This window comes from Alloiococcus otitis ATCC 51267, assembly GCF_000315445.1.
Classification (GTDB): Bacteria; Bacillota; Bacilli; order Lactobacillales; family Carnobacteriaceae_A; genus Alloiococcus; species Alloiococcus otitis.
The window spans coordinates 227,372-246,952 of sequence record NZ_JH992959.1; the positions used below are offsets into that span (position 1 = coordinate 227,372).

The following is a 19,581-nucleotide window of genomic DNA, read 5'->3' on the forward strand; positions in this document are numbered from 1 at the left end:
GGCTAATGGCTGGTTCTTAAACAAAAGCAGAGTGACCAGTTAGGCTTCGGCCAATAATTAAAGCGTTCATTTCGTAAGAACCTTCGTAAGTGAAGATGGCTTCAGCATCTGCAAAGAAGCGGGCAATACCTTTTTCAAGGGTAATACCGTTCCCACCACAAGCAGCACGACCAGCTGCAACTGATTCACGAAGTCTTTGAGAAATAAACAATTTACCGATCGAAGAGTTTACCTCGTCAAAGTTGCCTTTTTCTTGTTGTTTAACGATTTGGTCACATAGGGCCAAGCTTGCAGTTAGGTTGGCTTTCATCACAGCGATTTTTTCTTGGATCAATTGGAATTTAGCAATTGGACGGCCGAATTGTTTCCGTTCTTTCACGTATTTCAAGGTTGCTTCCAAGGCACCAGCCATCATACCAGTTGCAGAGAAAGCAACTCCTGATCGAGTGATGTAAAGCACTTTCGCAACATCTTTAAAGCTGTTGATATTTTGCAGGCGGTTTTCTTCTTTGACTTCAACATTGTTCAAGGTAAAGTCAGCGTTTTCGACCATACGGAGAGAAATTTTACCGCCAATTTTTTCGATTTCAAGACCCTCTTGGCCTTTTTCAACGACAAAGCATTTAACGTCGCCAGTGTCAGCATCTTTGGCAAAGACGGGGATAATGTCAGCAGTAGTTGCCCCTCCGATCCAACGCTTGTGGCCGTTTAAGATCCATTTGTCGCCATCTTTTTTGGCTACTGTTTCAAGACCACCAGCAACGTCAGAACCGTGTTCAGGTTCAGTTAGGGCGAAACAAGTCTGGAGTTCGAAGTCCAAGATTTTTTCACACCAACGTTCTCGTTGTTCATCATTACCACCAAGTAAGAAGGTGTAAAAACCTAAACCAGAGTGGACACCAGAGAAGGTAGAAATGGAAACGTCAAATCTAGACAGTTCGTAAGCTAAGAAGAAAGTATAGTATTGACTTGTATTGAAAAGACCTTCTGTTTGGTAAACGCGGGGGTCTTTTAAGTAGTTAACATCATTAACCACTGCTTTAAATTGTTCGAAAGGTGTTTCACCTTTTTCCCAGTATTCGTTAATAACTGGCCGAAGGTGTTTTTCCAAAGATTGGCGTAGTTCATAAAGAACTTCAACTTCTCCATCTGTTAGGTTATCACCAATGTTAAAGTTATCTTCTGGATAAAGCTCTTTAAGTAACTCAGCTTTGTCTGCCATAATAATTCCTCTTTTCTAATTTGTTTGGATCCCTGACTACTGACGTTAAATTAAACTGTGGCAAATTTCAGGTGGTTAATAAACTTCAACTTCAAAGAACAAATTTGAAAGTCGAGCTGGCTTTCCTTTCCAACATCAAAAGAAGCAAAAGGGTTAAGCTACCGTTAAAGAAGGGCTTTGGACTCCCATATTGCCACAGTTCTCCTCATCCTGTTCCTAGGATGAATACCCCTTGATGTTTGTGTTAGGAAAGAATCCATGTGCGACTTTTACTGTTAATGTTAAACAAACTAGCAAGTCTTCAAAGCAATTCAGCTAGCTTGTCCATCTTCAAAATCTAAGATGGTCTTTTTTGTTGAAAGTCAATGACCTAACCTAGTCCAGTGAAGGAAGCACTCGGCTATCCCTCAGTCACCATCCCTCCTTTGACTTTGTGATTACATCATATCAAGGAAAGCGGTAACGGTAAAGAGAAAACATTTTGAAAAAAACAATAGTGAAAGAGGTAACTTCATATTAAATCTCTTATAAAAAATAGCTATAAGGATTTATACGGGCAAATCTTATAATGAGAACATTTTCAAACTTTTAAATCATTAATAAAATGTAAAGGCTTTTACATACGCTCAAACTTTGTGAATAAAATAATTTATTTAAAGCGCTTTATTAGCCCCGATTGACAATCCATAATAAAAAGTCCCACCAAGCAAACTTTTGACTACCATCAAAATTTGGGGTGAGACTAAATTAATTTTTTAAGAAATTAAACCGAGGATTTTTCCTTAGCTAGATTAATTATCTTCTACCTGGTCTGCTTGGTCTTCCTCTTCCTGGTCATTATCGTCTTCCTGACCCTCATCTGACTCCCCATCCTGGTCTGGGCTATCGACCAGTTCATATTGGGGTGCCAAGGCTTCTTCTGGGTCTAATAGTCGCTCAAGGGCAGGACGAGAATCTTCAGGTATGTCAACCAAGATAGGGGTCAAGCTATTGGCTTCTACTTGCCCATAATCTTCAGCAGACAAGTGGAGCTCTTCCTGGTCTAGTATGACTTGGTCGTCACTGTTGGCAAAGTCTAGGGTCAAGTTAAAATCGCTGTAAGCCTGGTCGGTCCGGTTAGCTAACATGAAAATAGTTGTCTCGTAGTTACCTGTTGCGATCCCGGTCCAGTAAAGGGTTAGCTGGCCATCTAGTGAAAAACCGGCAGCTGGGTTGACAATATTTTCATCTTGGACCATGGCCATGATATCATCGCCTTGGGGGTCATTGGCAATAACGGGTGGAGTAGTGACAGCAAGGTCTGGAACGTCCCCACTTTCAATATCAGCTAATAATTCCTCTTGTTGGCGAACAGTCATCACATAAGTTGGGTTGTAGCCCACATTGTAGCCTTCAGGAGTTTGATCTTCTTGGTCATCAGTCTCTTCTTCCTGGTCATCATCGGCTACTTCTTCCTCTTCGAGCCCGTCAATCAAGTCATCTTCAGTATCAAAGTTCAAATTGGCTAAAGTGATCTCCCCGTCCTGAAAACCTTCCCCATCAATGGCTTCAGGATCATCTAGGGGGAGTTCGATATAAACCGGCATGGCTGTCCCTTGTTCTAAGACACCGAACATGTCACTGCCCAAGTAAAGGGGGTAGTTTTCCAAGACTGCCTGGCCTGCTGAATTGTAGTGGGTGACTTCAAAGGACAAGTTGGTCATGTCCAAGTTCAGGCGGTTAGTTAGGAGGTAAACCCCGTACAATTCCTCTTCTGCACTGAGGTAGATACCAGAGTAGTCCAGGGTTAATTCGCCTACTTCCCCAATCTCCCCATCTTCGTCTGCTTCTACCTGCTCAGATAAGAAGGCAAGGGCATCATCGTTAAAGGGGGATACTTGGGCTAGGCGGTCGGACTCTTGCAAGACAAAGGCCAAGTCATTACTGTCCTCCTCACTTTCCTGGCCCTCTTTTTGACTGTCCTCCCCTTGACTAGCTTCTTCTTGGCTCGCCTCTTCTTCTTGGTCTTCCTCATCAACAGTATACATGGAGCAGGCTGTTAACAAGCCAGCTCCAAGGATTAATAAAGCTTTTTTTAGCATGAACAAATCTCCCAATTCTCAGTTTTAAAAAAAGTATACACCCTTAAATTATATCAAGGGTCTATCCATATTTCCATTACTCTTAGCTTATTTTCCAATGTTGCAAAAGATTTCGTCTCCCTTTTAATTGCGTAAAAGCAAATTCTCTGCAATTCTAAGAGCCACAAGCGCTAGTTAAAAACCACTAGACCCCGAAAGCTGGGTCCAGTGGTTTTCGTAAGTTCTATCCATTTGTCGCTAGGATAGGCGTGCCTTTAGTCTTTGGTAATTTCAAATTCGTGGGCTAGTTCAACACTACGGTCTTCCCCTTCAAGCAATTCACCTTCGATTTGGTAAATTTCAACAGCAATTCGGTTGCTTTCGACAGTGTAAACCGCAAAGTTTTGAATAGCGGAGTCACGGGCATTGGAGTGGGATTCTTCAAACTCAGGAGCATCTTGAGGCTGTTCACCAAATTCAAAGAGGTTGTTCCAGTATTCCACGTCTTCTTCTGTCAACCAGTCCAGTTTAGGTCGGACTTCGTGAAGGCGGTCGATATTTTTGCTGTAGATGTCGTCGTAAGCCTTGGTCCCCCCATTGTTTGGTAGAACAAAGACTGTCCCCTCAGGGTTGGTGTAAGTCTTAACTCCATCTTCTTCAGTAATGGATTCTTCATCAACCTCCGCATTTGAGAAGCTGACATCACTTGGAACGAAGGTTAGGGGTTTGGTTTGGGAAATAACGTGGTCATGACCTTGAAGGGCCAGATCAACGTCTAAGCGGTCAATTAATTCCATAAATTCTTCTCTGACTAATTGCACATCCTCATCTTGGAGGGAGTGGTAGGATTTAGAGAAGAGTGGCTTGTGGTAGTTCAAGATAATCCACTCAGCCCCATTTTCTCGGGCTTGGTTGATATCTTCTTCGATCCACGCCAACTGTTCATCTCCAATTGCTTTTCCGTCAGGGTTGTCGTCTGATTCCTTGTTGTCGTTAGTGTTCAAGGTAACAATGTGGGCATTGTTGTAGGTGACCGAGTAGTATGACCCACCGTCAATGGCATCGTTGGCTGCTGGCACGTTAATGTGCTGGTTGAAGGCCTCTGTTAGCATGTCGTCATCATAGGCAAGGGCATATTCATCGTGGTTACCTGGTGCAACAATGAAAGGAATTTGCAAGAAGGATTCTTCTGATTGGGTGAAGAGGTCAACCCATTCATCTTCCACTTCAGCAATCTCCACAACGTCACCTGAGTGGACTACAAAGTCTGGGTCTTCAACTGTTTCTAAGGCTTTTGCGATAGTGTCAGCCCCAAATGACGCTTCGTTACGAACATGTTCATTCCAGTAGGCGTTCTGGGTGTCTGTGTATTGGATAAAGGTAAAGGAGTCGTCATCGCCACCCGAAGTTTTGAAACTTCCGACTTCACTTTTCTCCCCTTCTTCAGATCCGACTTGGTAGTAGTAAGTTGTTCCGGGTTCTAAATCAGTTGCGACAGCCTTGTAGACATGTTCGTCGACGTCAATTAATTCTAATTGCCCAACTTCGCCACCAGTCCAGTCTTTGTTCTCAACATCGATATTTTCATCAGTGTAATAGCCATTGATAATCGGTTCGCCGTCTTCTTCAACCGGTTCCCCTTCATCGTTAAGCTCCACATCAGCAAAGATAAAATGGCCGTCTTCAGTCCGCTCACCGTAACGGTTGGTGACTTGCTCCACTTCAGCTTCAAACTCTTGGGCATCGCTTAGGTCTTCTTCGGTCGAAACCCAAACCTTAGCATCATCAAAGGCTTCGGTAGTGTACCAGTTAAAGCCCATTTGGGTTTGGGAGTCCCCGTTAAAGGTGGTGATGATACGGTTAGGAGCGTTGTTGTCTTCAACTTCTGCTACTTCTGGCTTTTCGTCTGATAATTCAACGCCAGCCACATCACTTTCTTCTCCATCGCCATCTTCTGCGTCTTCATCTGAATCGTCGTCAGATTCGCCGTCATCTTCTGAGTCCTCTTCGCCATCTTCTGAATCTTCGCCACCTTCAGAATCAGATTCTTCCTCTTCATCTTGGCCACCATTTTCTTCACCAGCAGTTTCATCCTGACTGTCTTCTTCTGCTTCTTGACTAGTCTCAGCTTCAGTATCTTCAACTTCGCCTTCATTCGGTTGGCAAGCTGCTAGGACAAGTGCTGAAGAAAAAATTAGCGATAGCTTCTTAAAATAGTGAGATTTGCTCATTAAAATAGCCTCCTGTTTTAGTCTACAAGTTGTGGGCAACGTCTACACAATTCTAATTCTACAAGGCAAATACTTTTTTCCAATAAATTACAAGTCAAGTTTTTGTAAATATTGTAAATTTTATTTTAAGAGTGTAAATAAATGATTGCTCCTCCAGGTAAGTAAAAAAGGACCGGTCACAAGACCAGTCCTCAAAGTTATTGAATTAGTTTAGCTAGGGTCGATTGGTATTGGGCTAAAAGTTGGTCCATAATTTCTTGGACAGAGGCAAGATGGTTAACCTGTCCAGCCACTTCCCCAGCATAATGGAGGCCAGCTTCTCCTTCCTTGGCCAAGAGGTCAGGGTCATCTTGAGAGCTAGCTTTCAAACTCCGAACCCGGCCACCTGGGTGCAATTCACTAACCAGGGTGTCCTGGTCCTGACAGGCCAGTAATTTTTTGCGGTAGAAGTCACTGATGGGGCATTCTTTAGCCGACAAAAACAAGGTCCCCAACTGAACACCACAAGCTCCCAGACATTCCGCTGCTGCAATGGCCTGACCCGACCCGATACCACCAGCCGCTACTACTGGAATGTCAACTGCCTGGACCACCTGAGGCAATACAGCCATGGTTGACGTCCAACCGATGTGACCACCTGCTTCCTGACCTTCTACTACGATAGCATCCACCCCTAAGGCTTCCATTTTCTTGGCCTGGCTCACTGTCGACAGGACTGGGATGACCTTAATACCTAAATCCTTTAAATCTTGGACAAAAGCTTTGGGACTGCCAGCACCGGTCATCACCACAGGGGGGTTCATTTCTTTAATGACTTCTAGGAGGTCAAAAATATTATCTTGTTGAAGCATCAGGTTGACAGCAAAAGGCTGGTCAATCTGCTTTTGGACTTCCTGGATATCCTGGCTCAACTCTTGGGGAGTCAGCCCCATGGAAGTCAAGACCCCCAAACCGCCCGCCTGACTCACGGCAGAGACCAGGCTAGGTCTAGAAATCTTCGCCATCCCGCCTTGAATGATCGGGTAGCTTATGCCCAGTAGGCTGGTTAGTCGCTCATCCATCATAGTCTACCATCTTCTTTCCATTCTTTATAAATTCCTTTTATATGATATACCAGATCTCCAACAAATACTAGGGATAAAAGGAAGTTTGTCACAAATGGAAAGCCCCTTTTGAATGAAAGGCATTTTAACTCTGAAACTTGGCCACGGTTTCCTGGTATTCAGCCACGAGCCGGTCAATGATTGCTTTAGCAGTAGACTTGGCTTTAACTTGACCTGCTACTTCGCCAGCCTGTATGGTGCCTTGGTCAATTTCTCCGGCAATAGCCCGGCCATAAGATCCTTGGGTTCTTTCCAAAAAGACTTTAGGGTCTAACCCTTTTAATTCATCAGACAAGAGTTCAGCCAAGAAGGGAGAGGCAACGGACCTGACCCGGCCACCGGTACTGATTCCAGTAACAATGGTATCTTGGTCGCCGGCATCAATGACCTGCTGGCGGTAGGCCTCGCTAATGGCACACTCTTCTGCTGCCAAAAACAGGGTCCCTATTTGTACCCCGCATGCCCCTAAACATTCTGCTGCAGCAATGGCCTGGCCTGACCCGATTCCACCAGCAGCAATAACTGGAATATCAACAGCTTGCACCACCTGGGGCAAGGTGGCCATGGTAGACGTGATCCCAATGTGACCACCAGCTTCTTGGCCTTCACACACAACTGCATCCACACCCAAGGCTTCCATTTTCTTAGCATGCTTGACGGCAGAGACAACCGGGATAACCTTGATGCCAAGCGCTTGTAAGTCCTGGGCAAAGTCTTTCGGGGTCCCCGCTCCAGTCAAGACAATGGCTGGTTTTTCTTCCTTGACAACTTCCAGCAATTCAGGAATATTGTCCAATTGCAACATCAAGTTGACCCCAAAGGGCTTGTCTGTCAAACGGCGGATTTCCTGGATGTCCGCCCGAAAGCCCGCTGCATCCACCCCAACCGAGGTTAAAACTCCAAGACCCCCTGCATTGCTGACGGCACTGACTAATTCTGGCTTACTAATCCGGGCCATCCCACCTTGAATAATCGGGTACTGGGTTCCCAAGAGGTCGGTTAAACGTTTATCAATCATCTTATCTTCCTCCTTGTAGTGATTTCATTTTTATCTTACCCTATCCTTAACTCGATAGCTAGTGAAATTTTAAAAATATAGGTCTAGTTTTGCCTTATTAACAGTATTTAAGAGGAAAACATTGCTCAATTATTGGCAAAATGAAATGATCACTCTTAATACTTGCTTATTTCAATGGGGTGTAGCAGTCTATTTATGGCTAACTTATAAGAAAAAATACCAGGGATAAAATCCCATGGAATCAAGCTTTCCTTAAGCCTTTTCATAAAAATTAAATACGGGTTAGTATCATTATCATAGAGCCTTTGAAATCGGTGTCACAATTTTATGAATTTACTTTGACAAGCCCCCCAATAATAGTGTATATTTAAACCAATGACAAGATTATAGATGGAGGGATGCTTTTGGTCGACCAAGTCCATACTATGATAGGTCCATTATAACTTGTAATGAGACCACTGGGCTATTGCCTAGAAAAGATTTGGAAGGATAGGCTTTTATGTCAAAAAGAAAGCGTTTTTAATCCTGTGTAGGCCAAGTCTAGGAAGGAGATTCGTACCACTTATCAATAAAAATCTATCCGTCATTTCAAGCTAAGCAGAAGATGACAAAGAGACCTAAAAATATTATTTATAAAGGAGCAATTATTATGTCACAAGATTTAAAGAAGCATGACGGTGTCTACCCAGGTTGGTGGATAGTCGTCACCGGATTCCTAGCAATGGCTATTATCTTCCCAGCCGGTCTAGCTCTTATGAGTGTCTTGATCGGGCCGATTGCTGAATCCTTTGACGTACCCACATCCACCGTTTCCATCCAATTCTCCATGATCACCCTCTTCTCGATGTTCGGGTCCATGACCTCAGGTTACTTCTTCGATAAATTTGGGATGAAGAAAACCATGCTGGCATCAACTTTAATCGCTATTATTGGTTTCCTTGCATTAGCCTTCTCCCCAACCATTTACTTAAACTATGTTATTGCAGCCATCATGGGTTTTGCCCTTCCATTGGTAACCAATGTGGGGATTTCAGTTATCGTGAACGTCTGGTTTGGTAAGAAACTAGCAGGTAACGCTGTTGGGATTGCCATGACCGGTAGTGGTTTTGGTGCCATGATCTTGACCCCAGTTATGACCCAAATTATTGAAAACTTTGAAGCCAGCTGGCGGGCCGGTTACATCTTCCTAGCCATCCTGTCTACCCTGATCGTTTTGCCTTTTGTCATTTTCGCCATTAAAGAAAGCCCTGAAGCAGAAGGCATCCAAAAAATTGGGACTGGGTCACCTGATGGTGAAAGTGGTGGCTCTTCCGTCAAAGAAGACAGTAACTACGGGATTACCCTCAGCAAGGCCAAATCAACTGCAGCCTTTTATATCACAGCCTTCATTATTATTGTTGGTTCCCTAGTTGGTTTGATTTTCTTCACCATTGCTTACGAATACTTTGTAGAAACTGGATTTTCACCTGAATTTGCCTCTATCCTCCTATCTGTCCAAGCGGCAGCCGTTATTGTGGGTAAATACTTCATGGGGGCTTTAAGTGACCGGACCAATGCCTTTGTTTCTACCTTTATCGTTGCTGCCTTCATGCTAGCTGGTGTCCTATGCATTATGTTGGTCAACGGTAGCCAAGTCTTAGCAGTTATTGCCATGCTCTTGTTTGGGATCGGGAACGCTATTGGTACCATTTCCGTCCCTACTCTTACCCAAGATGTCTTTGGGAATGTTAACTACAGTAAGATCGTTGGTTTAATGACAACCTTTGCAGGTTTAGGTGCAGCAGTTGGTCCTATCCTTACTTCTACCATCCTAGACCTCTCAGGCAGCTTCATGGTTCCTTGGTCTGTAGCGGCAGGTGCTTTAATCCTAGCCCTCATCCTAACCGTTGTCCTAAGCCGAATCAGCAAGAACATGGAAGAACAACGCCTTCCTTCTAATAACCAATAAGATGATTTTCTTTAGACAAGGATAAGCAACCACACATCAAAACCTTGACCAAGACCCTAAGTGTCTGGTCAAGGTTTCCTATTAAAAAGGACTTGCTAAAACTTAGCAAGTCCTTTTAATATGGCCTACAAAAGTTAGCTGTTAGCGGAAACCGAATTTGGCGAGGTCGGTCTGGATAGCTTGGGACACCTGGTCATTAGGGTAAGTGTAGTCATCAATGACTGCTACATTCCGGACCCCCATCAGGGCATTGCTGATAAAACATTCATCGAAACTGGCCAAGTCTTGGGCCGGGATCACGGCTTCTTCAATGGCGTAATTTTCAAGCAAGTAAGCCCGCATAGTGCCTGCTAGGAGACCAGAGGAGAGGGCTGGGGTATAAATTTTTCCGTCCTTGACCAAGAAAATATTGGCAAAGCAAGTTTCTGCCAGCTGGCCAGATTCATTAACAAAGAGGGCTGTATCAAAGCCCTGGTCTTTGGCTAAGTGGTCTTCCAAAATATTTTCATAGTAGGCCAAGCTCTTGTGGTAGATGAGTTTAGAAGTAGTGTTTCTTTGGACATTGGAAATGGTTAAGTGGAACTTGCCTTGGTTATCCTGGTAGGGGTCTGGTCGGTGGGTGAGGATAAAGTTGTCATCAGATACCATCAGCTTTAAAGCAAAATTGTCCCCATCAACCTGGTTAATGTAGTCGAAGATACGATCTTGATCCAGCTCTTGCTCAATGCCAAAAAATTCCAAACTAGACGCCAGCCGGGATAAGTGGGCCTGCAAAAAGAGGGGGCGGTTACCCACCACCTTGATGGTTTCAAATGCCCCCTTACCAAAGGAAAATCCTTGGTCAAATTCAATTTTCATTATATCCCCTCACTTGGTCTGCAATTCTGCGGTAAGTGATGTAGTCAATGGTTTGGGCCGCATCCGTCCAGGCCTCATCAGGCTGGGAGTGGACTTCTACCATGACCCCATCTGCTCCCATGGCCAAGGCTGCCTTGGTCATGGGTTCAATTAATTGCCGCTTGCCTGTCCCGTGACTGGGGTCAACGATAACTGGATAGCCTGTTTTTTCCTTAATTAAGTAGGCACCAGCCAGGTCCTGGGTATTGCGGGTTTCCGTCTCAAAGGTCCGGATCCCCCGCTCACAGAAGATAATCTGGTCATTGCCTTCTTGCTCAATGTACTTAGCGGCCATCTCCCACTCATGGAGAGTAGCAGACAAACCACGTTTTAACAGGACTGGTTTGCCACTAGCTCCTACCTTCTTCAATAAAGAGTAGTTGTACATGTTCCGGGCCCCGATTTGGAAAATATCGGCATAGTCGGTCATGATCTCGACATGGTCTTCACTCAAAACCTCCGTCACGATCGGCAAACCAGTCTCTTCCGAAGCTTCTTTCAAATAATCCAGCCCCTCAAAGCCTAGGCCTTGGAAGGTGTCAGGCTTGGTTCGTGGTTTGAAGGCCCCGCCCCGCAGAAGGTCAACTCCGATTTTTTTCAAGGACTTGGCTTCTTCTAGAATATGGTCTCTTGATTCAATTGAACAAGGACCCGCGATCAGGACAGCTTGACCTTGTCCGATAACTAAATCTTTTACCTTCACAACTTTTTGATTTGCTGGCATCCCCATTTTTATTCCCCCTCATTACTTCCTTCAATCTTAATTGGGTCATCAGTTTGGTAATAAGCTTGCAAGGCGGATAAGGCCCCCTTAGCTTTTAAAACAACTTCATCAAACTCTTCTTCCGGATCTGATAGCATGACAATCGCACCCCCTAGGCCTATACTTGCCTTGTCTGCTTCCACCACACTGGTCCGGATGACAATGTTGAAGTCCATAGTGGAGTTGTTGGCCAAAAAGCCAATGGTCCCGGAATAGATCCCTCTTGGAACATCTTCTAAGTCGTCAATAATTTCCAGGGTTCTTTTTTTAGGGGCCCCTGTCATGGACCCTCCCGGGAAGGTATTTTCTAGCACCTCGACCACGTCTATGTCTTCCTTTACCCGTCCTGAAACCGTGGTAACCAACTGGTGGAGGGTGGAGTAAGTTTCCACATCCATGAGTTTGGGCACTTCAACCGACCCGATTTCACAAAAACGTCCCAGGTCATTGCGCAAGAGATCAACAATCATCAGGTTTTCCGCCTTGGTTTTCTCTTCACTGCGAAGACCTTCAATCAAGTCCTGGTCTTCTTGATCATCTGTCCCTCGTCGAACCGTCCCCTTGATGGGTTTGGTGGTCACGACCCGGTCCTGGTCGACATTGATAAATCGTTCCATGGAAGAAGAAAGAACTTGAAAGCCATCTAAGGGTAGGAAGGCAGAGTACTGGCCAGGGCTTTCCCGGCGCAGGTGTTTGTAATAGGTTAGGCCATCAATCTGACCCTCAATATCCAGTCGGTTGGTCAAACAAACTTCATAGCTTTCCCCAGCCTTGATCAAGTCTTGAATGGTTTCAATGTCTTTGATATAGTCTGCTTTGTTTTTGACGAAGGCTAGTCGTGGAAAGTCTTGCTTGCCTATTGGGCCTGCTTGCTTGGCTTCTACTGCCTGATTTAGCCTATCTTTGACTTCTTGAATCCAGTCTTGGTCATCCTGGTAGGAGAGGAAGTAAAGGTCTTTTTCCTGGTGGTCATAGACCAAGGCCCGGTCACAATAAGTAAAATAAGCATCCGGATAGGGTGACTGGTGCTTGTTGTGGACCTGGACTGTATCTTTTTTGACCTCATAGCCGATGTAGCCAATATAGCCCAACTGAAAGTCAAAGGGCAAGGCCGGCTCGTAAGGCCATTTAGGTCTGTTAGCTTTTAAGTAAGAAAAAATGTCAGTCTGGAAACTTTCAACTGGCTTGGACTGGCTATCCTGCTTTTTCACTGCTTTTTGGTCGACATCGTATTTTAAAGTGTGGCCTCGCTTCGGCCCAGCCATGCCAAAGATGGAAAACCGGGACAGGCCAGACTCCACCTTGCTGGAGTCGAGCCAAAGTACTTGGTCATCAATCTTGGCCAATTGATCGTAGAGGTCTTGGCTGTCCCTAGTTCCCGGAACTTTTTCATAATAAAGACTGGACTGGTTATAGTAGTCCTGGCACAAGGCCATAAAGTTTTCCATCATTTTTTCCCCATACTGGGTGGCAATGGATTCTGGATGGAATTGGACCCCATAGATAGGCTTGGTCTTGTGGGACAGGGCCATGACAATCCCGTCATCGGTTCTAGCATCAATTTGAATATTCTCCAACTCCTTGTCTTCACAGACGATGGAGTGGTAGCGGTTGACCTCAAAACCTTGGTCAATGCCGTCAAAGATATTTTTCCCATTATGGTAGACCGAACTCTGCCGACCATGCATGGGGACAGCAGCTCCCACTAAGTTGCCGCCGTTATAGTAATAAATGCCTTGGTGGCCCAGGCAGATGCCAAAGATGGGCTTATCCAGTTCCTCAATCACTTGCCGGCATAAGCCGAAGTCCTTGTCCCGGTCCGGACTACCAGGTCCCGGTGAAATAATGACATTATCAAAGTCGAGATCCAATAGTTCTTGGTAGGTCATCTGGTCATTTTTAATCACCATGGGCTCTTTCCCGGTGACCTTCCCAATAAGCTGGTATAAGTTGTAAGTATAAGAATCATAGTTATCGATAATGAGTGACTTCATCCTTGTTCCTCCAAATAGTCTCTAAGGTAGTTTATAGCCTTGCGGTAGCCTGCAATGCCCAAGTTTTCAAATGACTGGATGGCAAAGTCCCTGACATAGTTGACTTGGCGGAAGTCTTCCCGTTTGGATAAGTTTGACAAGTGGACTTCCACTGTCGGCAACTCAACGGCCTTCAAGACATCCAAAAGGGCAATGCTAGTGTGGGTGTAGGCTGCCGGATTGATGACAATCCCGTCTGCATCCTGGTAGTTGGCTTGGATAAAATCAACCAAGTCCCCTTCATGGTTAGACTGGAAGTGGGTTAGCTCAACCCCTAATTCTGCCTGGACTTGGTCGAGTAAGTCCAATAAGGCTTGGTAACTTTCCTGGCCATAGACCTCTACTTCTCTGACTCCTAGTAGGTTAATATTGGGACCATTAATCACTAAAATTCTCATCATCAGCCAAACCTTTCCATATCAAGTCTAGGGTTGCCTCTTTGTCTTCTACAACATCCACTTGTAAATCAGCCAGGCCTTCATATAAGGGGCGCCTTGCTTGGGCCATCTGTTTGAGACTGGTTAGGTTCTTGGACAAGGGCCGCTTGCTAGTATCCAGCTTGTCCACTGGCCGGTTGAGATAAACCAGGAATGAATTTTGGGCTAGCATAAGCCGGTTGGCCCTTCTTAAGACAGATCCACCCCCTGTTGCAATCACCTGGCCCCCTTCTTTGCTAACTTCTGCTAGGACCTGGCTTTCCAGTTGGCGGAAGTAGTCTTCACCGTATTGGTTAAAAAGACTAGGAATGGTCGTGCCTGCCCGCTCTTCCACCAGCTGGTCGATGTCTAAGACCGGGCGACCGGTCTTTTGACCTAGGAGTTGGGCCATGGTCGTCTTGCCCGAAGCTGGCATCCCAATCAGCGCAATATTTGCCAGGTCTTTTTTGACCTTGGAATAAACATGGGCCAGTAATGCTTCTTCTAAGTCTTGGCCCGTAAAGATTTGGCAGGCATAAAAAGCCTGGGCGACCAGCATCAAAAGGCCCGACATGATCTTGACCCCTTTTTCTTTGGCCTCTAGGAGGAGCTTAGTCTTTAAGGGATTATAGATCAAGTCAATGACACTGTCTAAATGTTGAAAGTTGGCCAGGTCAATCTTGGATTCCAGATTATGGGGGTACATGCCAACCGGAGTGGCATTGATAATGGTGTCAAAGTCTTGAAACTGGTCAAGCATATAGTAATCCTTGGGCCCGGACCGACTTATCACAATGATTTCTTGAGCTGAATGGTCCTTGGCATAAGTCTGGACCATCTTGCTGGCCCCGCCACTACCTAAAACCATGACTTTTTTACCCTTTAAATGGATCCCATAGGCTTTCAAGCTGTGGGCAAAGCCCAGGTAGTCGGTATTATAGCCTAGTAAGTGGCCGTTCTGGTTGACGATGGTGTTGACGGCCCCAATTTCCTGGGCCCTTGGGTCAACGTAGTCCAAATAGTACATGACTGTTTCTTTATAGGGAATGGTCACATTAATCCCTTTAAAGCTTCTTTGCTTCATAAATGCTTCTAAGTCCTGGGCTGGAATATTAACGAGCCGGTAGGAATAGTAGCCAAAAGCTTCATGAATTTCTTGGGATTTACTATGGGAGAGACTTGCCCCAATCAAACCGTAGTCAAACTGCCCCAGGTCAGCTAAGTTAACTGGGTCTTGGTCTTTCTTCTGTCTCATCTTTCCTTGTCCCCTTCGATTAGGAGGTCCAAAATGGCGATAGCGGTCACCATTTCAAGGGCAACTGCTGCCCGGGGAACAATAGAGGGATCATGCCGTCCTTCAATTTTGAGTTGGGTGTTGGTTTTATTCTTGAGAGAGATCGTATCTTGGACCTTACCAATAGAAGAAGTGGGTTTAACCGGCACTCGAAAGACAATCGGCATGGAAGAGGTCAAGCCACCAATGACTCCACCGTGGTTGTTGGTCTTGGTTTTCACCTGGTCGCCATCGTAATAATAGGGGTCATTGTGTTCACTTCCTCGCATTTCAGCTGCCTTAAAGCCACTGCCAAATTCAATCCCCTTGACAGCGGGGACCGAAAAGATGGCGGAGGCCAATTGGGACTCAACTGAATGAAAGCGAGGCTGACCGTAACCGACAGGCATATTTAAAACCACCACTTCTACAATCCCCCCAATGGAATCCTCCTCTTCCTTAACCTTTAGGATCTCTTCTTGCATGGCAGCCTTGGCCTGGTCGTCTAAAGTAGGCAGATCATCGTTTTTCAATTTTTCCAGCCGGTCTAGGTCAATAGTCGAATAGTCTACTTCCACATCATGGGCCTGGCCGATTTGCTTGACCCGTGAAAAAACCCGGACATTTCTCTGTTGTAAAAGGTCTTCAGCAATCGAGCCTGCAATGACCATGGGAGCGGTCATCCGGCCTGAAAATTGCCCCCCACCCCTAATGTCATTGTGGCCCTGGTACTTGACATAGGCTGGGTAGTCGGAATGGGATGGCCGGGGCTTGTCCCGTATATCATCATAATCTTTACTTTTCTTGTCCTTGTTTTCGATAATAGCACAGATAGGAGCCCCACAAGTGACACCATCCACTTCACCGCTGACAATTTTGAACTCGTCTAGCTCCTTACGCGGGGTCGAATACTTATTTTTTCCTGGCCGTCTCCGATACATATTTCGCCGGATCAAATCATAATTAATTTCATAACCCGCCTGGATCCCATCGATGACAACACCAATGGACTGGGAGTGAGACTGGCCAAACAAGGTGAGTTTATAATTTTTTCCCATATCATAAGACATCTACTTTTCCTCCTAATGATTTAAAATCTTCAAAAAAACCAGGGTAGGATTTTTCCACACTGTGGCTATCAATCACGGTAACTGGACCATCGGCAAAAGTTGCTGCAATGCTAGCAGCCATAGCAATCCGGTGGTCGTTGTGGGCATGGACTGTACAGGACTGGTAGTGGTCAACTCCTGTAAAGCTAAAAGAATCTTCCCCTATGTCCACCTTGACCCCTAAGTTTTCTAACATCTGGCTAGTGGAAAGGACTCGGTCACTTTCTTTTAACCGCAGTCGTTTGGTATGGACCACCTGGGTTTTGGTGTAACATAAGCCGGCCAAGACACAGAGGATGGGAACAGTATCGGGCATGTCTCTGGCATCCAGGCTGACTTTTTCCTGGCTGGGATGCCGTTTAACTAAGTGAAAGTCTTTTTGCGACATATTCTCATAGCCCAGGCTTTGTAAAAAAGTCAAAGCCTGGCGGTCCCCCTGCTTGGAATCAGGGTTTAAGCCCTGCACCTCAACACCGCCTGCAAGGAAAAAGAGGGCATTGGACCAATCCTTTTCGACTTGATAGTAACGAGCTTGGAAGGGGCCTTGGCAAGTGTAAGTTGAGCCTTCTTGCTTAACCTGAACACCAAAGTGGGCCATAACATCTATGGTCATATCAATATAAGGCTTGGACTCCATAGCCGTAGTAATATCAATTTGAGCTGGTTGGCTAGCAATACCAGATGCAAGGAGGAAGCCTGAGATAAATTGGGAGCTAATATTCCCTGGCAAGCTAAAGTGATAGTCCTCAAGCTTGCCCTTTAAAAAGATAGACGGCCCCTGTTGGGAAATCGCCACCCCATGCTTAGGAAAGCTGTCAAAGTAAACCACATTAGTCCGGTTAATTAGACTACCGGACCGGATAACTTCCGCTTCTATCCCTAAAGCAGCCAAAATCGGCAATAAAAGTCTTAAAGTCGTCCCGCTTTCGCCAACGGGAATCCTAGCTGGACTTGTATACTGGTCTGGCGGACAAATGTAGTAGTGACTGCCTTCTTGCTTAACCTCCACTCCTATGGCTTTAACTGCTCTTAGAGAAGCCTCAATATCCTTGGACAGGTGGTTGATAACAAGCTGTGACGCTCCTTTTGACAGGGCGGCACAAAAAATAGCTCGGTGGGCATAAGACTTAGAAGAAATGCCATCTATTGCCCCTTGTAACTTTTCCTTGCCAATCATTCTATCCATAATCTTTACCCATTTCTATGATTTCCGCTAGCCGATTTAAGGAGACTTTTTGACTGGTTACCTTTCCCATCCTTAAAGGAAGGATAATATTGATGGCCTCTCCTTCAATTTTTTTGTCATGGTGAATGGCCTCTAGGAGTTCTTGGGTATCAAAGTCATACCGTGTAGGCAGGCCATACTTATGAAAGGCTTGCACCAAGTCTTGGGCAATATCTTCCTGGCATAGGCCCATCTTATAACTCGCTCGGGAAATATAGATGGTGCCAATCCCGATCGATTCGCCGTGGTTGAGGTCATAGTTAGATATCGATTCGATCCCATGACCAATAGTGTGACCCAGGTTTAATTTTTGCCTTTTTCCTTTATCTTTCACATCATTTTTAACAAAAGCCAACTTGGTCAAAATAGACTGGTGGATGATTTTTTCAAAATCTAATTTTTCCGCTTCTTTCAAGTAGGCAAAAAAGTCGGCATCAGACAAAACCGCATACTTGAAAACCTCAGCTAGGCCATTATTGATATTGCGCTTGTCTAAGCTTTCTAAAAAAGAATAATCTATATGAACATAGGAAGGAAAGTAAAAACTACCAATTTGGTTCTTTAAGTTCCGGAAGTTAATCCCGGTTTTCCCCCCAACCGACGAGTCCACCATGGCTAGGAGACTAGTGGGGACCGCGACAAGGCGAATACCTCGTAGGTAGGCTGAGGCAGCAAAACCTGCCAAGTCACCAACCACGCCTCCACCAAAGGCAATAACCGTATCACTCCTTGTGAAGTTATTCTCAGATAAATAGCGGTTAATGCCAACAAAGTTCTCCATGGACTTGGACCCTTCCCCGCTAGCTATGGTAAATATTTTAGCATCCAAGCCAGTTAGGAGACTTTTGAGTCGGTCTTGGTAAATGTCAAAGACGGTCTGGTCCGTTACTACTAAAAACTTAGAGTCTTTAAACTGGTATAAAAAATCAACCAGTTGACCGTCGCTCTGGTAGCCAATATGTATATCGTAGTGGTTGTCTTTTACTGGAACTTTCATAAACCCACCCCTCATTATATTATGAATAGATTCTATCATAGATTAGCTAAATATTAAAATGACAAAGAGTATCATTTTTTTCACCTGCCTTCATCCAATTTTAGTCCTATGGCTAAGCTTAGCTTGACTGACCCCAAAAAATTCTAAAAAGATGCACCATAAGTTGTCCATCTTCTAACCTAGCCTTAGCAATATAAATAGCCAATAATGCATTAGGCATAGCAGTCGGATAATAAAAAAGCCTAGCCAAGTAAGCTAGGCTAGGGGATAGGAGGGGTAAGCAAAAACACTTTACTCTATTATTAAACCTAACTTTATTAAAGAGATCCTGATATAGGCCAAAAGTCAGGTTCATAAGTCAGATTGATTATGAAGGTCGGGCCAATCCCATTTGACCTTGGTGAGAAATTCGCAAAGGTAATTTTTAAACAATTAGCCTCCAGGCCCGACCTTATTTTTGACAAATTTAAGTTGAATTGCTTACACTATCCTTTAAAATAGCTTTTAAAGTTCAGACCCCTTTTTTACCAGTGTGAAGATGATGCCCTTTGCTTCAGTAATTAGTTTACTGGAGACCACCTAGCACGCTTTCGCCATGACTCTGTTTCGCTGGTAATTGTAGCATTTTAGTCTTGGCTAAGGTGGATTTAAAAATTATTATATACTGGTTATTGTTTAAGATAATACTGGGGGTTCTCAAATAACACTTCTAACTTGAGAATAATTCGGCTAAATTCTCAAATAACATTAATTGTTTGAGAAAAAACCGCCAGAATTCTCGTGTAACAGTTGTTGTTTGAGAATTACGGCAAAAAATTCTCAAACTAAGGGGCAAGTTTGAGAATAACATTAATTATTAAACTGACAAGGTCAAAAATCAAAAGCATATTAAAAAAGCCTAGCCGGATAAACTCGGCTAGGGTCTATAGTTAAGGGGGTAAAAATTTCCCTATTCTATTATAAATAACTCCTTTGGTGTATGGTCTTAATATTTTTGCTAACTGATGACTAGTGAATTTTTAAACTCTTTCAGCAAGTCTGTCAAAACCAGTAGGACAGTTAGAGTCCATTATAATACAAAAAAAACTCCGCAAGTAGGATTCGAACCTACGACAACGCGATTAACAGTCGCGCGCTCTACCACTGAGCTATTGCGGAATCATCAAAATGTTAATGATAAAAGAAAAGGGAAGCGTGGCAACGTCCGGCTTTCACACAGGGAAACCCTGCATTATCCTCGGCGCTCAGAAGCTTAACGACTGTGTTCGGCATGGGAACAGGTGGGT

At 44.6% G+C, this 19,581-nt stretch carries 14 protein-coding genes, 1 tRNA gene and 1 rRNA gene; 1 reads left to right on the forward strand and 15 read right to left on the reverse strand.

The window, feature by feature from the left end:
• Positions 1-16: 16 nt before the first annotated feature.
• The 5 genes from fadE to HMPREF9698_RS05935 form a co-directional block, all read right to left on the reverse strand.
• Positions 17-1,222 carry an acyl-CoA dehydrogenase FadE gene (gene fadE / locus HMPREF9698_RS05915; RefSeq protein WP_003778289.1) on the reverse strand — a complete coding sequence of 402 codons (1,206 nt, stop codon included), beginning with the start codon at positions 1,220-1,222 and terminating at the stop codon, positions 17-19.
• 791 nt (positions 1,223-2,013) lie between these two features.
• Positions 2,014-3,303 carry a hypothetical protein gene (locus tag HMPREF9698_RS05920; protein WP_003778291.1) on the reverse strand — a complete coding sequence of 430 codons (1,290 nt, stop codon included), beginning with the start codon at positions 3,301-3,303 and terminating at the stop codon, positions 2,014-2,016.
• A 254-nt stretch (positions 3,304-3,557) separates the two neighbouring features.
• Positions 3,558-5,513 carry a purple acid phosphatase family protein gene (locus tag HMPREF9698_RS05925; protein WP_003778293.1) on the reverse strand — a complete coding sequence of 652 codons (1,956 nt, stop codon included), beginning with the start codon at positions 5,511-5,513 and terminating at the stop codon, positions 3,558-3,560.
• A 197-nt stretch (positions 5,514-5,710) separates the two neighbouring features.
• A complete protein-coding gene (locus tag HMPREF9698_RS05930; protein ID WP_003778295.1) occupies positions 5,711-6,577 on the reverse strand; it encodes an NAD(P)H-dependent flavin oxidoreductase in 867 nt (288 codons plus the stop codon).
• A gap of 124 nt (positions 6,578-6,701) precedes the next feature.
• Positions 6,702-7,634: an NAD(P)H-dependent flavin oxidoreductase gene (locus tag HMPREF9698_RS05935; protein WP_003778297.1), complete on the reverse strand. Its 933-nt coding sequence runs from the start codon at positions 7,632-7,634 to the stop codon at positions 6,702-6,704.
• A 649-nt stretch (positions 7,635-8,283) separates the two neighbouring features.
• Here HMPREF9698_RS05935 and HMPREF9698_RS05940 point away from each other — a divergent pair.
• Positions 8,284-9,582, forward strand: coding sequence for an MFS transporter (locus tag HMPREF9698_RS05940; RefSeq protein WP_003778299.1), 1,299 nt, complete (start codon positions 8,284-8,286; stop codon positions 9,580-9,582).
• Positions 9,583-9,723: 141 nt separating this feature from the next.
• Here the strand turns inward: HMPREF9698_RS05940 and HMPREF9698_RS05945 are convergent, their stop codons facing one another.
• The 10 genes from HMPREF9698_RS05945 to rrf all read right to left on the reverse strand — a co-directional run.
• On the reverse strand, positions 9,724-10,440 hold the full coding sequence (locus HMPREF9698_RS05945; protein WP_003778301.1) for an aminotransferase class IV: 717 nt from the start codon (positions 10,438-10,440) through the stop codon (positions 9,724-9,726).
• The gene (aroF, locus tag HMPREF9698_RS05950; protein WP_003778302.1) at positions 10,430-11,209 is read right to left on the reverse strand and encodes a 3-deoxy-7-phosphoheptulonate synthase; all 780 of its coding nucleotides are present in this window, start codon (positions 11,207-11,209) and stop codon (positions 10,430-10,432) included. The genes HMPREF9698_RS05945 and aroF overlap by 11 nt, the downstream gene beginning before the upstream one ends.
• Positions 11,210-11,211: 2 nt before the next feature.
• Positions 11,212-13,236 carry an aminodeoxychorismate synthase component I gene (pabB, locus tag HMPREF9698_RS05955; RefSeq protein ID WP_003778304.1) on the reverse strand — a complete coding sequence of 675 codons (2,025 nt, stop codon included), beginning with the start codon at positions 13,234-13,236 and terminating at the stop codon, positions 11,212-11,214.
• Positions 13,233-13,676 carry a type II 3-dehydroquinate dehydratase gene (locus tag HMPREF9698_RS05960; RefSeq protein ID WP_003778306.1) on the reverse strand — a complete coding sequence of 148 codons (444 nt, stop codon included), beginning with the start codon at positions 13,674-13,676 and terminating at the stop codon, positions 13,233-13,235. The genes pabB and HMPREF9698_RS05960 overlap by 4 nt, the downstream gene beginning before the upstream one ends.
• Positions 13,654-14,946 (reverse strand): shikimate kinase, encoded by a 1,293-nt coding sequence (locus HMPREF9698_RS05965; protein ID WP_003778308.1) that lies wholly within the window; start codon positions 14,944-14,946, stop codon positions 13,654-13,656. The genes HMPREF9698_RS05960 and HMPREF9698_RS05965 overlap by 23 nt, the downstream gene beginning before the upstream one ends.
• Positions 14,943-16,034: a chorismate synthase gene (gene aroC / locus HMPREF9698_RS05970; protein ID WP_003778309.1), complete on the reverse strand. Its 1,092-nt coding sequence runs from the start codon at positions 16,032-16,034 to the stop codon at positions 14,943-14,945. Before aroC ends, HMPREF9698_RS05965 begins: the two co-directional genes overlap by 4 nt.
• Entirely contained in the window at positions 16,024-17,259 is a 1,236-nt protein-coding gene (locus HMPREF9698_RS05975) for a 3-phosphoshikimate 1-carboxyvinyltransferase (RefSeq protein WP_040292641.1), read from the reverse strand. Before HMPREF9698_RS05975 ends, aroC begins: the two co-directional genes overlap by 11 nt.
• Positions 17,252-18,295 carry a 3-dehydroquinate synthase gene (gene aroB, locus HMPREF9698_RS05980; protein ID WP_003778312.1) on the reverse strand — a complete coding sequence of 348 codons (1,044 nt, stop codon included), beginning with the start codon at positions 18,293-18,295 and terminating at the stop codon, positions 17,252-17,254. Before aroB ends, HMPREF9698_RS05975 begins: the two co-directional genes overlap by 8 nt.
• Before the next feature lie 1,086 nt (positions 18,296-19,381).
• A tRNA-Asn gene (locus tag HMPREF9698_RS05985) sits at positions 19,382-19,453 on the reverse strand.
• Positions 19,454-19,487: 34 nt separating this feature from the next.
• Positions 19,488-19,581 (reverse strand): 5S ribosomal RNA (rrf, locus tag HMPREF9698_RS09295); the annotation flags it as partial.